The organism is Pseudomonas sp. GM55, from assembly GCF_000282395.1.
GTDB classification, from domain to species: domain Bacteria; phylum Pseudomonadota; class Gammaproteobacteria; order Pseudomonadales; family Pseudomonadaceae; genus Aquipseudomonas; species Aquipseudomonas fluorescens_CC.
In genome coordinates, this window is record NZ_AKJJ01000018.1 from 1 (window position 1) to 15,769 (window position 15,769).

At 59.6% G+C, this 15,769-nt stretch carries 16 protein-coding genes and 2 pseudogenes; 4 read left to right on the forward strand and 14 right to left on the reverse strand.

The annotated features are described in order from the left end of the window. Positions 1-412 precede the first annotated feature (412 nt). Positions 413-691, reverse strand: a complete 279-nt coding sequence (locus PMI31_RS03235) for a DUF2790 domain-containing protein (RefSeq protein WP_008016198.1) — start codon at positions 689-691, stop codon at positions 413-415. A 417-nt stretch (positions 692-1,108) separates the two neighbouring features. Between PMI31_RS03235 and PMI31_RS03240 the strand changes: the two genes are divergently transcribed. Next, positions 1,109-1,495, forward strand: a complete 387-nt coding sequence (locus PMI31_RS03240) for a YkvA family protein (protein WP_043302169.1) — start codon at positions 1,109-1,111, stop codon at positions 1,493-1,495. An 81-nt stretch (positions 1,496-1,576) separates the two neighbouring features. On the opposite strand, the gene PMI31_RS03245 is transcribed toward PMI31_RS03240, so the two are convergent. Continuing rightward, complete coding sequence (locus PMI31_RS03245) at positions 1,577-1,759, reverse strand: hypothetical protein (protein ID WP_008016200.1); 183 nt, start codon at positions 1,757-1,759, stop codon at positions 1,577-1,579. A gap of 75 nt (positions 1,760-1,834) precedes the next feature. On the opposite strand from PMI31_RS03245, the pseudogene PMI31_RS31230 reads away from it, so the two are divergent. Next, a pseudogene (locus tag PMI31_RS31230) lies at positions 1,835-1,962 on the forward strand (MerR family DNA-binding transcriptional regulator); the annotation flags it as partial. 317 nt (positions 1,963-2,279) lie between these two features. On the opposite strand, the gene PMI31_RS31770 reads toward PMI31_RS31230, so the two are convergent. The 5 genes from PMI31_RS31770 to PMI31_RS03270 all read right to left on the reverse strand — a co-directional run bounded on the left by PMI31_RS31770 (position 2,280) and on the right by PMI31_RS03270 (position 5,978). Beyond that, positions 2,280-2,999, reverse strand: a complete 720-nt coding sequence (locus PMI31_RS31770) for a hypothetical protein (protein WP_157213257.1) — start codon at positions 2,997-2,999, stop codon at positions 2,280-2,282. 117 nt (positions 3,000-3,116) lie between these two features. Beyond that, a complete protein-coding gene (arsH, locus tag PMI31_RS03255) occupies positions 3,117-3,812 on the reverse strand; it encodes an arsenical resistance protein ArsH (RefSeq protein ID WP_008016202.1) in 696 nt (231 codons plus the stop codon). An 11-nt stretch (positions 3,813-3,823) separates the two neighbouring features. Beyond that, positions 3,824-4,294 carry an arsenate reductase ArsC gene (locus tag PMI31_RS03260; protein ID WP_008016203.1) on the reverse strand — a complete coding sequence of 157 codons (471 nt, stop codon included), beginning with the start codon at positions 4,292-4,294 and terminating at the stop codon, positions 3,824-3,826. Positions 4,295-4,323: 29 nt separating this feature from the next. Beyond that, a complete protein-coding gene (locus tag PMI31_RS03265) occupies positions 4,324-5,607 on the reverse strand; it encodes an arsenic transporter (protein ID WP_008016204.1) in 1,284 nt (427 codons plus the stop codon). A 23-nt stretch (positions 5,608-5,630) separates the two neighbouring features. Then, positions 5,631-5,978, reverse strand: coding sequence for a metalloregulator ArsR/SmtB family transcription factor (locus PMI31_RS03270; protein ID WP_008016205.1), 348 nt, complete (start codon positions 5,976-5,978; stop codon positions 5,631-5,633). Positions 5,979-6,137: 159 nt separating this feature from the next. On the opposite strand from PMI31_RS03270, the gene PMI31_RS03275 reads away from it, so the two are divergent. After that, positions 6,138-6,638: a GNAT family N-acetyltransferase gene (locus PMI31_RS03275; RefSeq protein WP_008016206.1), complete on the forward strand. Its 501-nt coding sequence runs from the start codon at positions 6,138-6,140 to the stop codon at positions 6,636-6,638. Positions 6,639-6,690: 52 nt separating this feature from the next. On the opposite strand, the gene PMI31_RS03280 is transcribed toward PMI31_RS03275, so the two are convergent. The 4 genes from PMI31_RS03280 to PMI31_RS03295 all read right to left on the reverse strand — a co-directional run bounded on the left by PMI31_RS03280 (position 6,691) and on the right by PMI31_RS03295 (position 11,553). Continuing rightward, a complete protein-coding gene (locus PMI31_RS03280) occupies positions 6,691-7,533 on the reverse strand; it encodes a DUF2950 domain-containing protein (RefSeq protein WP_008016207.1) in 843 nt (280 codons plus the stop codon). An 80-nt stretch (positions 7,534-7,613) separates the two neighbouring features. Beyond that, a complete protein-coding gene (locus PMI31_RS03285) occupies positions 7,614-9,152 on the reverse strand; it encodes a DUF3300 domain-containing protein (protein ID WP_008016209.1) in 1,539 nt (512 codons plus the stop codon). 165 nt (positions 9,153-9,317) lie between these two features. Next, the gene (locus PMI31_RS03290) at positions 9,318-10,595 is read right to left on the reverse strand and encodes a flavohemoglobin expression-modulating QEGLA motif protein (RefSeq protein ID WP_008016211.1); all 1,278 of its coding nucleotides are present in this window, start codon (positions 10,593-10,595) and stop codon (positions 9,318-9,320) included. Between the two features lie 55 nt (positions 10,596-10,650). Continuing rightward, on the reverse strand, positions 10,651-11,553 hold the full coding sequence (locus PMI31_RS03295) for a LysR family transcriptional regulator (RefSeq protein ID WP_008016213.1): 903 nt from the start codon (positions 11,551-11,553) through the stop codon (positions 10,651-10,653). A gap of 130 nt (positions 11,554-11,683) precedes the next feature. Between PMI31_RS03295 and PMI31_RS03300 the strand changes: the two genes are divergently transcribed. Then, positions 11,684-12,514 carry an oxidoreductase gene (locus tag PMI31_RS03300; RefSeq protein ID WP_008016214.1) on the forward strand — a complete coding sequence of 277 codons (831 nt, stop codon included), beginning with the start codon at positions 11,684-11,686 and terminating at the stop codon, positions 12,512-12,514. A gap of 102 nt (positions 12,515-12,616) precedes the next feature. On the opposite strand, the gene PMI31_RS03305 is transcribed toward PMI31_RS03300, so the two are convergent. From PMI31_RS03305 to PMI31_RS03315, 3 genes and pseudogenes are all read right to left on the reverse strand, one after another. Then, complete coding sequence (locus PMI31_RS03305; RefSeq protein WP_008016215.1) at positions 12,617-14,743, reverse strand: TonB-dependent receptor family protein; 2,127 nt, start codon at positions 14,741-14,743, stop codon at positions 12,617-12,619. Between the two features lie 353 nt (positions 14,744-15,096). Further along, positions 15,097-15,303, reverse strand: a complete 207-nt coding sequence (locus tag PMI31_RS03310) for a co-regulatory protein PtrA N-terminal domain-containing protein (protein WP_008016217.1) — start codon at positions 15,301-15,303, stop codon at positions 15,097-15,099. Positions 15,304-15,392: 89 nt separating this feature from the next. After that, positions 15,393-15,769: pseudogene (locus PMI31_RS03315) on the reverse strand (hypothetical protein); the annotation flags it as partial.

Below are 15,769 nucleotides of genomic sequence, written 5' to 3' on the forward strand. Positions count from 1 at the left end.
TCAGGAGTTGCTTGACCATTGCGACGTCACTGGTCAAGACCAGGCCGATTGCGACACAGCAGGCGATTAGGTGGAAATATACAACGCCCAAACGAACATATTCCACGGTGGACGAAGAAAACATACTAAGTTCCATGGTGACCCCTTGGCTTCAATAGTGAATCAGCATAACTCTCGGCACGGCTTGATTGGCGTTTGCCGTTGCTGATTGCAATTAAGATTCAGTAATCACTATTAATTAATCTTGCGGCATTATGCGGTCAAGATGATAGCGATTTTCGCGAATGAACTTTTAATCATTCGATCATGTCAATTTTCAAGTAACAAAAACATCAATTCGCACTGGGTGCATATGAAGTTTAACTTGCGCTTATGGGGAAGGGCGTGGCCCAGAACCCTGGCGGCGAGCGCATCAGGCAATGCTGGTTGGACTGGCAGGGCTTCCACCCCATTCGAGGAAACGGATCTTGTGGACCTCACCCTCGCTGTCTTCGTAGACCAGGGTCACCGGTACCATACCGGTCTTGTCGGATGTATCGGTGCGCTGCAGTACCCGCTTTACATCGATTTCCATTCCGTAGTGGTATTCGACGGCCGAGACATGCGCGCCGGGTTCTTGCAGGCCGTTCTGGTCAAAGACACTGGGTGCGAGACTGGAAATCACGGCACTTACTACTGTGGCGATGTTCATTAGGCTTTACCTCTTCTGAAGTTCGCTTGACGAGGACCTAATGTGACACGTGATGGAAGTGAAGTTCACTTTACCACGACGAACGCACCCAACCTGAGTCGCCTGTAGTGGCTTCAGGCTCCCAGCTATTCCCCGCGCTTGACGCCTTACGACCATTCGTCCATTAAACGCCGTATTTGTTGGGCCAAACGCCTTTTTTGGACGAGGTCATAACATGTCATGACAGATTTTTGCGCAAGATTTCACTCGGTGGATGTGACAGTACCTGGACCGAAAATGCCTGCTTTCGGGCCAGGGGAGAATATCGGGTATTGGCCGATTTCTGCCTGTCACCAAGGGCTGCAACCAACCCATGGCAGCCGCTTTCCAATGGCGCTACGCTTGTGATCGCACCCCTCACGTTCTGATTACCACGAGATGAACCGACTTCTTTATTGCCTGCGTGGCTGGGCCCGAAAGCTGAAACGGCAAACCATGGTTCTCTGGTTTTGTTATCAGCATCCGCAAACGCCCTGGCTACCCAAGTGGGTTTCGGTTTTTGTCGTGGCCTATGCGCTGAGCCCAATCGACCTTATTCCCGATTTTATTCCCGTGCTTGGATACGTGGATGACGTGATTATTTTGCCGCTTGGCATTCTGCTTGCGCTTCGGCTGATGCCATCAGCCGTGCTGCAGGAGTGTCAGCTCAAAGCGGCGGAGTGGGAGGCTAGAGACTTGCAGCGCCCGGTGAACAAGCTTGCTGCGGTGCTCATCGTACTGACGTGGTCCATTGCCGCGATGGGTGCGTGGCGAGCGTGGGGGTGATTGACAAAGGGTCGATGGAAGTGGGGGGAAGTGAAGCTGTCGTCCAGTTTCGTGAATGGTTGCAGCACTTTACCCATCGGATCAAAGCCAATGCAGGAGCGCAATGGTATACAACCAGCCGATGCAGAGGGTGATGATCAGGTAGACCACCACGAGCATCAGCGCGTAATTCCACATGACACTAACCTCCCATAATCGCGGTTTGAGGCGCGTCAGGGGCGTCTGATAAACCGAATAAACCTTGGTCACGCCGTACCACAACATCCGCGCTGCTCCTGAATCGATCTAACCTGGAGTCACTCTACATTCCGTACCGGGGTACAAAATCAAGGGCGTGTGATGGCGACAGGGCTGAGTATCGGCAAGTTGGCGGAAGCTGCCGGGGTGAACTCGAGACCATTCGCTATTACCAGCGGCGCGGCTTGCTGAATGAACCGTCGAAGCCGCTCGGCGGTTATTGGCACTATCTACCGGTGATGCCTGGTTGCCGGGCATCCTGCACAGGCGTCAGGCCAGCACCCCGTACCCTGTAATCGTAAGGCTGCTTGCCAGCGGCCAGGAATGACCGCTTTTGGCTGAGCAGTCAGTCCGGATTCTCTTTTTTTGAACTCGGGCTGAAAGCACTTATCTAAAAAATATGTGGGAATATTTCCCGCGCAATCATGCTGGCTGGCTCTGAGGGATCGTGCGCATACCGCAGTTGCTTGTTATTGCTGCAGATTCAGGTTCGGGCTGGTTGGCTGGCCGCTCCAATGGGCGGTCGGAAACTCACTTGATATTGCGTTCAATAGGGAGATGACGACGCAACTCCAAGCGGAGGTGCATCATGCTGCTCAAAAAATGTTTGTTGGCTCTGGCAATTGGCGGTGTCCTGTCGGCATCGACGATCCTGGTGCCCGATTACATCAGTAGTTTCTCCAGCGTGTACGCCAAAGATGGCGGTAGCGGAGGCGGTGGTGGTCACGGTGGTGACGGCGGAGGCGGCCACGGTGGCAGCGGCCATGGAGAGGGTGGCGATCATGGTGCTGCTGGCCATGGCGGTGACGGTCATGGAGGGCCGGGGCGTGGCGACGCTGATCATGGTGGTATGGCCGGGAACAGAGGCCCGGGCAATGCGCATGACAACGACAACGATAACGCCAATGACAATGACAATCACGCCACCGATGCAGCCAGGGACGCTGCCAGAGCTGATGCGGATGCAGCCCGGGATGCTGCCAGAGCTGCCGCAGATGCAGCCCGCGACGCCGCCAGAGCTGATGCGGATGCCGCTCGGGACGCTGCAAGAGCTGCTGGCGTAGTGGGTGCAGATGCAGCCCGCGATGCCGCCAAGGCAGAAGCCGATGCAGCCAGGGACGCTGCCAAAGTCGAGGCGAATGAAGCCAGAGAGGCTGCCAAGGTTGAGGCGAACGAAGCCAAAGCGGATGTGGCGGACGCGCCGGATATCGACGTGGTTGAGGTAGAGAACTAGGCCTGCACCTGATGCAATGAGCACGGCAGGCATACCCGTAGAAAACGTCCCGGGAGCCTGAGGGACGTAACGGCAAAGAGTCGCAAGCCCTGAAATGTCGGGGTTTGCGACTTTTTTCGGTTATTGAGCCAAGGGGGAAGGTCTCTACATTCAGATCGACCGTTGATTCACGCGCTGAGTCAGTTCCTGCGCTGACTCTTTTCTTTCCGAGTAGCGGTCAACCAGATCGGGGCGATCCCGTAGCAGCAAGGTAAATTTCACCAGTTCCTCCATAACGTCCACCACCCTGTCGTACAGCGACGAGGGCTTCATGCGATTGGCGTCGTCAAACTCCAGAAAAGCCTTTGGCACGGATGATTGATTGGGGATTGTGAACATGCGCATCCAGCGCCCCAGTACACGAAGTTGATTCACCACATTAAAGGACTGGGAACCGCCGCAGACTTGCATGACAGCGAGGGTTTTTCCCTGGGTTGGGCGAATGGCCCCCAACGCCAATGGCACCCAGTCTATTTGGGCCTTGAATACGGCGGACATGGAGCCGTGGCGTTCTGGCGAGCACCAGACCTGTCCTTCAGACCACTGCATCAGTTCGAGCAGTTCCTGGACTTTCGGGTGATCAGTGGGCGCGTCGTCCGGGAGCGGCAGGCCTGAAGGATTGAAGATCCGCGTCTCGGCGCCGAAGTGTTCGAGCAACCGGGCGGCTTCCTCGACCAGCAGGCGACTGAACGACCGCGCACGAGTGGAGCCGTATAGCAACAGGATGCGCGGCTTGTGCTGGTCGTCGCGTCCATCGGCGATGGGCTGAGTCAGTGAGGTGTCGAGATTGGGCAGCGGATGGGTCATGGGGTCTCCGGTTACAGCGTGCCGATGCGGTCGAGTTCCCGCTTCAGCGCATCACGGTCAAGTTGTGCAAAAGGCAGGTCCAGGAATGCCCGGCAGCGCGTTTCAATGTGCGCCAGGGTTGAGTGGAACGCCGCCGATACCCTTGCTTCATCGCCCTTTATCTCCGATGGGTCTTCCAGGCCCCAATGCGCTTTCAGTGCCGGTCCGAAGTACAGGGGGCACGCCTCGCCGGCGGCCTTGTCGCAGACCGTAATGACGATATCCGGAGGGTTGGTTTCGAACGCGTCATTGCCTTTGCTGCTCAAGCCGTCGATGGCAATGCCGGCCTCTTGCAGCGTGCTCAGGCTGCGGGGCAGCACCTGTCCCTTGGGGAAACTGCCGGCACTGATCGCCTCAAAACCTTGCGGGGCGAGATGGTTGAACATGGCTTCGGACAGGATGCTGCGACAGCTATTGGCGGTACACATAAACAGAACGCGCATGGTGACTCCTCTTTGCAGTCGCTCAGGGGCTAAACGCTCAGGCGCAGGGCCAGGGCAGACAAGGTGATGAGCAGGATCGGCAGCGTCAGGACCACGCCGACCCTGAAGTAGTAACCCCAAGTGATGCGGATGCCCTTGCGCTCCAGAACATGCAGCCAGAGCAGGGTGGCCAGGCTGCCGATTGGGGTGATTTTGGGGCCCAGGTCAGAGCCGATGACATTGGCGTAGATCATGGCTTCACGTACCACACCCGTGGCGTCACTGGCTTGAATCGACAGGGCACCCACCAGCACCGTGGGCATGTTGTTCATGCCCGATGACAGCAAAGCCGTGAGCAGGCCGGTGCCCAACGCGGCGCCCCAGATGCCGAATTCGGCCATGTGGTTCAGAGCCGTTGTCATGGAGGTGGTCAGTCCGGCGTTTTTCAGCCCGTAAACCACCAGGTACATGCCCAGCGAAAATATCACGACGTGCCAGGGCGCTTCACGCAGCACTCGTCGGGTGGAAATCACATGCCCGCGCGCAGCCACGGCGAACAGCATCGCGGCACAGACCGCTGCGATTGCGCTGACTGGAATGCCCAAGGGTTCCAGCGCAAACAGCCCGATCAGCAACAAAGCCAGAACAATCCAGCCGACACGGAAGGTCAGAGGGTCTCGCACGGCACGTCGCGGATCCAGCACGTCTTCCAGTGAGTAGTGCCTGGGAATGTCACGCCGGAAAAACCCGTACAGCACCGCAAGAGTGGTCGCCACGGCCACGAAATTGACCGGCACCATGATGGCAGCGTATTCACTGAAACCCAGGTCGAAGTAGTCCGCCGAAACGATGTTGACGAGGTTGGACACCACCAGGGGCAAGCTTGCCGTGTCGGCAATAAAACCGGCCGCCATGACGAACGCCAGGGTAGACGCTGGCGAAAAACGCAACGCGAGCAGTATTGAAACAACGATGGGGGTCAGAATCAGCGCTGCACCGTCATTGGCAAACAGCGCGGATACGCCGGCCCCCAGCAGTATCGTGAACACGAACAGGCGACGGCCGTCACCCTTGGCCCAGCGCGCCACATGCAACGCGGCCCATTGGAAAAATCCGGCCTCATCGAGCAGCAAGCTGATGATGATGAGCGAGATGAATGTCGCGGTGGCGTTCCAGACAATGCCCCACACCAGTGGAATATCGTCCAGCGTCACGACGCCCGCAAACAGGGCCAGAATGGCTCCCAGGGAGGCGCTCCAGCCGACGCCCAGGCCCTTGGGTTGCCAGATGACCAGCACCATGGTGAGCAGGAAAATGCTAAATGCAGTCAACATGCACAGTCTCGACTAATGAAGGGTCAGCAGCAGGCGGAAGTGTTGAGAGGACGGTCGCCCATCGCGTTCAGGCGAGTGCTGTTGTCTTCAAGCCAGTCGGCGTTTGCCAGCAAGGTTGTCTCGAGAACGTCACGCACCCACGCCGGCAGGTCAGGATTGAGCCGGTAATACACCCACTGTCCCTGGCGGCGGTCCAGCAGCAGGCCGCACCCGCGAAGCTGTGCAAGATGGCGAGAAATTTTAGGCTGGCTGTCGTCCAGGGCACAGACCAGCTCACAAACGCATAACTCGCCTTCACGGGCGATGAGCAAGGTGGCCCGAGCGCGGGTTTCGTCGGACAGACATTTGAATACGGCGGCAGGGTTGAGCATTTGCGGAGCTCGATACATATGGAAATACGAATATACGTTTATCCGTATGTATCGTGCAAGCAGCCCGGACTCTGGTAGGGGAAGGTCAGGCTCGGTAGGGTTGTTCAGGCATGAGATAAACTTGAACCATTTCGGCGCAAGACAAAGGAGAGGTGATGAATGGAATCGTTTAGCGTTCGCGAGCTGAAAAGGACTGATGCTGAAGCGTTGCTGGCATTCGAAGTCCAAAACCGTGAATGGTTCGAATCCCATATTGATGCGCGCGATCCTGCTTTTTACTCGTTGCGGGGTGTCGCCGATCATATCGAAAGCTACTTATCCGATTTTGCCATCGGCGCCTGGCACCCGTTTGTCATCGTGGATTCCAGTCAGACAATCGTCGGTCGAGCCAATCTGAAAAGCATCGACCTGGCGACGGGTACTGCTGAAGTGGGCTATCGGATCGCTCAACGCGCGTGCGGGCAGGGGCTGGCAACCCTGGCGCTGAGGCATCTGATACAGCAAGCAAAGACGCGTTGGGGGCTTACACAACTGGTAGCTTTTGCCTACAAGGAAAATGTGGGCTCAAGAACAGTCCTTGATCGGTGCGGATTCCAACTGGAACAACCTTCCTGTAACGAAAGCACGGGGAACGAAGAGCGATTCGTCCTGTTGATCTAAATAAGATCCCCCAGCGATTCCGAGCGTCGGCAGCAGGTCGGTGGCGCCCCGGTCACTCCTGCTGCGCCTGATCTTCATCCACCTCTTTCCAGCTGTCATCCGGATCAAAGCGCTTCATTGCTTTCGCCAGGTTTTCACCACCGGGCCCCAGGTCTTTCTCGAACACCTGGCCGTCATGGCTGATCATGAAACTCATCACTCCGGTGTCGTTGTATTTCGCCGGCCAGGCGATCAGTGCAAAACCCCGGCTCATCTTGTCACCGATGAGATAACTGTAGGCGCCACCCGGTGCCGAAGGCCCCTGGCCATCAAGGATGCGGAAGCGGTAACCATGCCAGTCTTCGTCGGCAATGGCTTTGCCGAACGAAGGCCCCAGCGGGCTGATCTGGTCGCTATCGTCTTCTGCCCAATAGAGTCCGTCGTGCTTGCCGGGGGTGCTGAAGATTTTCTGCGCATACTCGAGGGCGCCATCTCCGTCTCGATCGACAGACGCATAGTCCATCTGGGCGTCGTGATAGGCCAGCACCGACTGCACCGCGGCGAGTTCATTGCGGCCGATCTGACGTGCACGGATCTCGGCGCTACCGGCCTTCAAGTCAAAGCGCCAACCGTCGGCTGCTTTTGTCATGGGGATGGGCAGTGTCCAGTTCTTGCTGCCGACCGCCAGGACAGCCTTGCGGTCGCTGGTGTTTTCAATGTGATGTTGTTCGCGGTATTGCTGCAAAAACGCATCCACATCTTCGCGCTGCACGCCTTCACGAGGGATGTAACTGTGCCAGTCACTGCCCAGCAACTCGGTCAGGCGTGCCTGGTCGGAGTGTTCCGTACCCAGTGCCTCAACGAACGCTTCAGCGGCCTTTTCTGGTGTTGGAAAGGCTTGCTGTGCCGTCGCCATGCACGACCACGCCAAGCCAATAGCTATCGCAAGGACATGAGGGAGCAAGCCCGTGAGTCCCTTCACTCGAGGATGGTTTTTCAACGGCGGCCCCCCCTTGAACGCGCTGGTGGACTGGACGGCCGACTGATCTGGTGACCGGCCGATCGTGAGGCGCTGGGGCGCTGGGCGGATGCCTGGCTCGCCCGGCCACGATTGGCCTGGAGGTTGGCCTGGGACGGTGAGCGCGCGCCGGCGAACGCATTGTTGCGGGCACTGCCGGCACTGGCGGCCGGCCGTTTGTTGGTTCCTTGACGCGTCTGCGCGACGCCCTCTTTGCGTTGATTCAACTGGGCGCCCTGGTTCCTGGGTTGCTGATCGGCCTGACGGGTCACGTTCCTGGGCTGCTGATTGTCCCGGGTGCTTCTTGCAGCACCCTGGCCTCTGTCAGCTGCCTTCGGTCTGTCTGCACCGGCCTGCATGCGATTGCCACCCGAGGTTCCGGACTGGAGTTTGCGCGCTTGATCACGGGCCTGGAGGTTGCTGGTGGCCGGTCGTTCGATACCGTGCCTGTCCATTGAGTTGCGGGCATTTTCACGGGCCTGGGCACGCTGGGCATTGTCCCCTCGATAGGCTTCACGCTGACTGGCACCGTTCAATTGGCGGCCGTACTGTTCGCGACTCCTGCCGTCTCGATAGGGCACGCCATTGCGGTGCACCGGGTTGTGCTGCCATTTGTTCTGGTTGTTGGTGATGCGGTTGTTGGCGTTGATGTTGTTGTAGCGATTGACGTCGATGTCGACGTCGTTATTGCCCCAGTCACATTCACCCCACAATGCCCCGACGATGGCCACGCCGGTACCAAACGCCAGCCCGGCCATCAAGGCCTGACCGGGGTAATAGGCGGGCGGCGGTGGATAGTACACGGGCGGCGACGCCGGGTAGGGCCAGGTGCCGTAGGTGGTTGTCGGGTTATAGGTGGGGACGTACACCACCTGCGGATCGGAAGGCTGGATGATGATGGTGGAGCTGCTGGCAGGGGCCGGAGCGGGTTCAGGCGCCGGTGCCGCCGTTGTGGTCTTGGGCGCCGGCGCCGCGACGTTCTGAATCGTCACGTTCTGATACTGGTTGCTCTGCAGGTTGCCAGCGGCCTGGGCCTGATGACGCAAGCGTTGTACACCGTTCATGACATCGTCGGGCTGCGCCAGGAAGGCATCGCCCAGGCGTTGTACCCAGACGGGATCCTGCCCCAGCGTTGCCAGAACCTGCGGAAAGGCGACCAGTGCCTGCACGCTCGGATCCCAGGGTTGGCTCGCCACTTGTTTGACTGCATCGTCGCCCTTGGCGTCGGGGTGCGCTTTGGACCAGCTTACCGCCTCACCGACTTCCCCCGGGTAGGTGGTGGCCATCAGTACCTGGGCCAGCAAGGGGTCCGGGTACAGCGCAATGGGCGCGAGCATTTGATCCAGCTGTTCCTGGGTAAACACGGGGTCCTTGGCCGCCGCTGTGACGGGCGCTGCATTGCTCGCGTTTGCCGGTGCGGGGGCCGCGGCGGTGGTCTCATTTGCACCCAGTGCCAGGCCGGAAGATCCGCTCAAAAACAGTACGGCCGACAACGTGTAAAGTAATGGAATGTGCATTGCACCCCCCATGTGGTCAGGCAGGCTTGAAATGAGTGGATCATCCCTGGCAGGTGCAAGCCGGCTTTGCAAGCCACAGAGCTCGGCCTCGACACCGCTTTCTAATGGTAGCAGCTCATTTCAAGGACCCCGGTTGTCTTTAAAAGAGTGTGACGCTGATCCCGATCAATGTGCGCTGGCATCGCTTTCGTGTTCTTCGGCGAATGCCATGAAGACCTTCAGGTCCAGCACATCCAGCTTGATCTGGGCGATGAACGCCGAGAACGCCAGGTTGGCGGCCAGGATACGCAGATCAGAGGCCCAGGCCGGAAGATAGACCGGTGCCTTGAGCCAGCCGGAGTCGAAAAGTGGCGCCAGACGCAGGGTGTCGGCCAGGCTGAGGCGACCTGCAAACAAATGCCCGATCAGTTCCGGCCGGTTATCGCGGATTGCAATGCGCAGCAGGGTGTGGACGCCGAGCAGCCCGGTCAGGTAAGCGGCGTCCTTGGTAAACGCCGAACCGCCATGCAGATCGACGCCGCGGAATACCCGTTGGGTTGAGCGGAACGATTCCTCTTGTGTCTGCCCGGCCGCCAGAAAACCTTCGAACACCTGGATGAAGTCGGCGCCCTCCAGCGCCTGCTGGACGGCGAGTACGCGCAGGGCCAGGCGACGCAGGCGGTTGATGTCCATGCTGCCGGTGAACAGTTCGGCCAGGGTGGCTATGCCTTCCTGGGTCTGGGTCGTGCGGGGCGCTCCCAGGCCCAGGCTTATGAGGTTGGGTTGCCGCGCGCCGTTTTGTGCCGTGGCGATATGCACAAAGGCCTCGTGTTGCAACAGCTGATTCTTGTCCAGCTCCGAGAACAGTGCGCTGGCCCGCAGGCGAATGCGGCTCGATCCGGCGATGGCCTTGGCGGCCAGGCTCGGATCGAGCACGACCGTGATTTGTCCGGCGCCGAAGAAACGGTCCAGTTCCGGTTGAAGCCAGGCGGCGAACGCCTTGGCCGGAATCTCGGCCGGGCTCGGTGGAATCCGCGCACCGCCCAGCAGGGCGTCGGTGGTCTTGAGGAAGAAATTGGCGGCGTCGAGCATGCTCAGTTGCAAGCGCGTGTAATAGAAGTCCGGACGCCGGTACAGCGCCGACGAATAGTGGGTAAACGCTGGGGTACCAATGGCTCCCAGCATGTGTCCGGCCGTGGCATAGCTACGGGCGGTCATGGCGAGGAAGTTCCCGGCCGGATGCCCCACGTCACAACGGCTGATAAAGGTTTCCAGGGCGGCGATGTCGGCGCTGTGGTCGCGGGGCTGTAACTCGACCCTGGGTAATTCGGCGCGCCCGCCACGCCATTTCGCCAGGAAGTCTTCCTCGACCCCATCCGGCCAGGACAGGGCATCCAGCACGCGGATCTTGCGGGTCAGACCGGGCAGGGCGGCATCGAGCTCGGACAGGGCGGCGGCGCTCATGGATATCTCCTTGAGGGACGAAGTGGCGTTACAAAAGCTTAGCCGTCGCGCGTGGTTATGTGTTGAGCTGGCGGGCCGCGCGAGCAAAGTCGATGAATGCCTTGAGCGCTGCGGGCACATGGCGGCGACTCGGGTAATACAGGTGCAGGCCCGGATAGTAGGGGCACCAGTCGGCCAGCACCTGGATCAAGCGGGCATCAGCCAGATACCCGCTGACCATGTCCTCGAACACATAGGCCAAACCCACACCTTGCAATGCCGGGCCGATCATCAGGCTGACATCGCCGAGCGTGAGCGGGCCGCTGACTTCTATTTCCTTGGTGATCGCGCCGCGTTCGAACTCCCAACGGTACATCGTGCCGCTGGGGAAGCGATGGCGGATGCATGGCAGGCCATGCAAGTCCTCGGGTTTGCGTGGTGCGACATGCCGTTCGAAGAAGGCCGGGGAGCCCACGACCACCGAGCGCATGTTCGGCCCGATGGGCAGTGAAACCATGTCGGCTTCCAGGCGATTGCCAAAGCGTACCCCCGCGTCAAAGCCGCCGGCGACCACGTCCACCAGGGCGTCGCTCTCGACGATCTCCAGACGGATATCCGGGTACGCCTGCAAGAACTGGCTGACAAGCGGCAGCAGCACCAGCTCACACGCCTGTCGACCTGCCGTTATGCGCAGGTTGCCTGAGGGTTTGTCACGAAAGTTATTGAGGTCTTCCAGTGCATCATCGATGTCACGAAAGGCCGGTTTGAGCCGGGCGTAAAGCCGTTCCCCGGCGTCAGTCAAGGCCACGCTGCGGGTGGTGCGGTTGAACAGCCGTACGCCCAGGCGATTTTCCAGGGCACGCAATGAGTGACTAAGGGCTGAGGGCGTGAGGCTGAGCTCCACTGCCGCCCGACTGAAGTTCAGGTGCCGGGCGATGCACAGGAAAATCGACAGGTCGGCGGTGGAGGGGGATTTCATTTGTGAGTGCCTTTCACTAAGCCATGCAAATTTGCTGGGATTATCACATCAGTAACACGAGCTTAAAGTCGCATCAACTCATCGAGAAGGCCCGGCAATGTCGCACGGGTCGCCGACAGGAGGAGTTGAAATGCGTACCTGGTTCATTACTGGCGCTTCCCGTGGTTTTGGCACCCTCATCGCAGAACACGCCCTGCATGCCGGCGACGCGGTTATCGCGACTGCCCGCAATCCACAAGACATCACTGACCGTTTGGGTGATCAGCCGAACCTGCTCGCCGTGCGGCTGGACGTCACTCGTGAGGAAGAAGCCCATCTGGCTGTCGCGGAAGGCATCAAGCGTTTCGGGCGCATTGATGTGCTCATCAACAACGCCGGTTTCGGCGTGCTGGGCGCGGTGGAAGAAACCAGTGCCAGCGAAACGGAGCGTCTGTTCGCCACCAACGTGTTCGGCGTGCTCAACGTTACCCGCGCCGTACTGCCACACATGCGTCGCCAGCGCAGTGGTCATGTCATCAACATCTCGTCGATCGGCGGCTATCAGGCCTACATGGGCTGGGGTGTCTACGGTGCCACCAAGTTTGCGGTGGAGGGCATTACCGAAGCGCTGCATCAGGAACTGGCGCCCTTGGGCATCCATGCGACCGTTGTCGAGCCCGGGTTCTTCCGTACCGACTTCCTGGACGAGCAGTCGCTGATCAAGACTGCCCTGGAGCTGCCGGACTATGAGGAAACCGTCGGCAAGATGCGCCAGTTTGCCGAAGGCGCCAATCATGCGCAGCCCGGCGATCCGGTGAAGTTTGCCGAAGCGATGCTCGCGCTGGTAAGCGCCCAGGAGCCTCCACAACGCCTGGCGCTGGGCAGTGACACCGTGGCGCGAATCGAGGCGAAAAACCGCTTTGTGCAAGCGGAACTGACCGAATGGAAAGCGCTGGCGCTGTCCACCGATTTCAAGGTCTGACGTGGCGGTGCAACGGTAGATTCAACAGCTTTCGCAAAAACCGGGCGGGTCCCGGTTTTTGCGTGTGCGGGGACGGCGGTCATACGGCCGGTTAACCCGGCCTCAGAGCAGGCTCCACGACACCCCGACGTACATCGCCATGCCCTCACCGGGCGTGGATCGTGCCGCGTCCTGCCCTTTGTCGTCGTAGCCCGGCGTGACGGTGGCGGCATAGTGCTTGTCGGTCAGGTTGCGCAAGTCCAGCCAGGTCTGCCAGTCGCCCTTGGGCGCGTTGTAGCCCAGCGTCGCGCCGAATATTGCGTAGGGATCGGCGTAGTAGCTGTTGGCGTAATCGACGGCCACTTTGGACACCCATTGCGTGTTGAATGCGGCGAAAAAGCCTTGTGGCCAGTCGTAGCGCAGTTCGCCCTGGTAATAGTGCATTGGCAGGCCCGGCAGGCGGTTGTCGCCAAAGCGGTCATCGTCGCGATAGTGGAAGTCACTGAAGGTATAACTCTGACGCAGGCTCAATTGGCCGCCATCATCCGGCGACCAGAGCGGGCTCAGCAGGCTGGCTTCCACGCCCTGGTGCACGGTGGGGCTGGCATTGAGCTCATAGGGCGTGGTGGCGCTGGCATCCGGCAACACCGAAAGCAATTCATGGCGCACCTGGGCGTAGTACCAGGCCAGGCTCCACTGCCCCAAAGTGCTGTCACCACGGCCACCGATTTCCAGGGTGGTGGCGGTCTGGTTTTGCAGCTTGACCGGATCGCGCTGGGTACCAGTGGCGACGCCGCTGCCGGCGGGGAATCGAATGTTGGAGCTATAGATCAGCGACCACGGGTGTGGCGCCTCGACCGAGCGGCTGAGATTGCCGAACAGTTGCAGGTCAGGCGTCAATTGGTAACGCAGGCCCACGCGCGGGGCATAGTCCCAGTCGTGCAGGCTGGTCTTGCCACCTTCCTGCGGGTAGGTGACATCGCTTTCACGGCGGGTGTAGATCGCGGCGAGGCCGGTGGTCAGCCACAGGTCGTTGGCGATCTCCAGGTCATTGCCGACATGCAGGACCGTGTCCGAGCCCTGGTAGGTGAAGTTGCGAATCAGCGTGCCCGGTGCGTAGCCGGCGGTGTTGCCGGTGGGGATGCGCACGAACTCGCTGGCGCCATCATTGGGCAGGTGTTTGGTCACGCGCAGGCCTAGCGTGCTTTGGCTTTGCAGACCCCAGAGCGTGTCGCGACGCTTGTAGTCGAACGTGCCGCTGACATCCGTGTACGCCACCTTCAGGCGGTTGGGCCCCTCCCTCAAGTCCATGGGATAGTCGTGGTAGACCAGGCCGGTCTGGATGCTCGAATCGTCGTCGATGTACCAGGTGGTCTTGTTGCCGATAAACGTGCTGCCCGGTTCGTCGCGGCGGTCGTCCCGCGCCACATAGGCGGGGTTGGCCGCCCGTGGATCGTGCTCGATGGAGTGCTTGGTCACGCGTCCCGCGAGGTCGTTGTCGGTCTGGCGGTGGCGCAGGTAGAAGCGTGTTTCCAGATCGGGATTGAAGCGATAACCAAAGTTGGCGATGACACCCTGGCTCTCGCTGGCTGTATGGTCCTGGTAGCCGTCGGCGTTTGCCTCGGTCACGGCCACGTAGTAATCGAAGTCGCCGAGCACTTGCCCGGAACTGACCTGGCGCTGGAGGTAGCCGTGGCTGCCAGTCGCGTAGCGCACCTGCAACAGAGGTGAGTCGTAGCCGGTGTGGCTGACGTAATCGATGGCCCCGCCCAAGGCCAGTGCGCCCCGATCGAAACCATTGGCGCCGCGCAGCACTTCCACATGGTCGAGCCACAGCGGTTCCAGCAATTCATAGGGCGTGCCGCCAGGGCCGGTCAGAGGCAGACCGTCGAGCATGGCGTACAGCCCCGAGGCATGGGCGCCCGGTGCACGGTTGATACCCGATCCGCGGATCGAAATCTTCACCCCTTCGTTGCCAGCCGACTGGGCATAGATCCCGGGCTGATAAGCCAGCACATCCTGGTTGCTGGCCACGCGCCCCTGCAACGGGCGGCGCAGGTCGACCACATTGGTGCCACCAGGCACCTGGGCCAGCCGAGCCTTGGCGTCCTCGATCGCCTGGTCTTCGTCGCTCTGGTCCTCAGCCCCGATCAGCACTTGTCCCAGCTCCAGGCCCTGAGCCTCGGTCATGGCCGGACAAACAAGGGCCAGGCCCAGCAACGCAGTGGGCAAGGATTTAGGCGAGGGCATTGGGAAAACTCCAGACATACGGCAACGGGCAATGAACAGTGCGACGCATGAACGGACGAAGGAAACACATGGCAATCGCAGGAATCATTTCGGGCTATGCCGGCCTGACAACGCAACAGATTCATGAAAGGGGGGGAGGGAGCAGGAGGCCGCATTCTTGCTGCGGTGATTCGGGACGTGAAGCAGCCCTTCGCGAAAGGCTGCTTACGACTGTGGATTCAACGGATCGATGCAACACACTGGATTGTGTGTAAGCAGGATCTCGGTTAAACCCTCACTGGCAGCACCTTGGGTGCTGCATTTTGAGGCTTGAGGCCGCACATTTCTGACGGCCTCTTGGCGCGCTACACGGATCAGCTGTTGCTGTGATCGGCGGCCTTGGCTTTGCTTTCGGCTACAGCGGCTTCAGCTTTCTGTTTCTGGGCAACCTGGAAGGCTTCCATCGAAACTTTCCGGGCCGACTCCATGCGAGTGAAGGTCCGATCACCGCCACCTGTGGCCATGGCCAGAGAAGAAGCGGTCAGAGCGGCGGCTACGAAGAGAACTTTCATGGATTTCATTTGGGTTTCCTCAATTGAGAGTTGGTAAATAGTTAAAAGTGGTATGTATTTGCTAAAGAAGAATTTATTTATTCAACTTGGCTTTAATATCAAGCCAGGGCGGCGTTTGCTGGTGTCCAGTTGGATTGCTCCATGCGCCCTTCGGTGCCTTTGTTTTTTGCATAGGCGGTGAGCAGTACCATCGTCGCGAATCCACCGACGATAAGAACCGGATAGGCTGCCAGCAACTCGACCAGCGAGTATTTCCAGGCCAGCGGACGACCAACACCCAGCATGGCGGCATAGAACCACGACACCGCAGAGAGCGCACCCGAGAACAGCGCCAGCATGCGCAGGTTGAAGGAAAGATTAAGTATCGAACCGGCTTTTTTCAGCGCCGGCAATACAGCGCTATGCAATACGAAGCCGTTAAAGGTCAACAGAACAACGATGCCGATTTTGGCTTGCAGTTTTGGATTGAGGAAAT

Excerpts from the sequence above, each read along its gene's own strand:
- PMI31_RS03235 (WP_008016198.1), bottom strand. The coding sequence starts at position 691 with ATGAACATCGCCACAGTAGTAAGTGCCGTGATTTCCAGTCTCGCACCC.
- PMI31_RS03240 (WP_043302169.1), top strand. The coding sequence starts at position 1,109 with ATGAACCGACTTCTTTATTGCCTGCGTGGCTGGGCCCGAAAGCTGAAA.
- PMI31_RS03245 (WP_008016200.1), bottom strand. The coding sequence starts at position 1,759 with ATGTTGTGGTACGGCGTGACCAAGGTTTATTCGGTTTATCAGACGCCC.
- PMI31_RS31770 (WP_157213257.1), bottom strand. The coding sequence starts at position 2,999 with ATGCCTGCCGTGCTCATTGCATCAGGTGCAGGCCTAGTTCTCTACCTC.
- arsH (WP_008016202.1), bottom strand. The coding sequence starts at position 3,812 with ATGACCCATCCGCTGCCCAATCTCGACACCTCACTGACTCAGCCCATC.
- PMI31_RS03260 (WP_008016203.1), bottom strand. The coding sequence starts at position 4,294 with ATGCGCGTTCTGTTTATGTGTACCGCCAATAGCTGTCGCAGCATCCTG.
- PMI31_RS03265 (WP_008016204.1), bottom strand. The coding sequence starts at position 5,607 with ATGTTGACTGCATTTAGCATTTTCCTGCTCACCATGGTGCTGGTCATC.
- PMI31_RS03270 (WP_008016205.1), bottom strand. The coding sequence starts at position 5,978 with ATGCTCAACCCTGCCGCCGTATTCAAATGTCTGTCCGACGAAACCCGC.
- PMI31_RS03275 (WP_008016206.1), top strand. The coding sequence starts at position 6,138 with ATGGAATCGTTTAGCGTTCGCGAGCTGAAAAGGACTGATGCTGAAGCG.
- PMI31_RS03280 (WP_008016207.1), bottom strand. The coding sequence starts at position 7,533 with ATGGCGACGGCACAGCAAGCCTTTCCAACACCAGAAAAGGCCGCTGAA.
- PMI31_RS03285 (WP_008016209.1), bottom strand. The coding sequence starts at position 9,152 with ATGCACATTCCATTACTTTACACGTTGTCGGCCGTACTGTTTTTGAGC.
- PMI31_RS03290 (WP_008016211.1), bottom strand. The coding sequence starts at position 10,595 with ATGAGCGCCGCCGCCCTGTCCGAGCTCGATGCCGCCCTGCCCGGTCTG.
- PMI31_RS03295 (WP_008016213.1), bottom strand. The coding sequence starts at position 11,553 with ATGAAATCCCCCTCCACCGCCGACCTGTCGATTTTCCTGTGCATCGCC.
- PMI31_RS03300 (WP_008016214.1), top strand. The coding sequence starts at position 11,684 with ATGCGTACCTGGTTCATTACTGGCGCTTCCCGTGGTTTTGGCACCCTC.
- PMI31_RS03305 (WP_008016215.1), bottom strand. The coding sequence starts at position 14,743 with ATGCCCTCGCCTAAATCCTTGCCCACTGCGTTGCTGGGCCTGGCCCTT.
- PMI31_RS03310 (WP_008016217.1), bottom strand. The coding sequence starts at position 15,303 with ATGAAATCCATGAAAGTTCTCTTCGTAGCCGCCGCTCTGACCGCTTCT.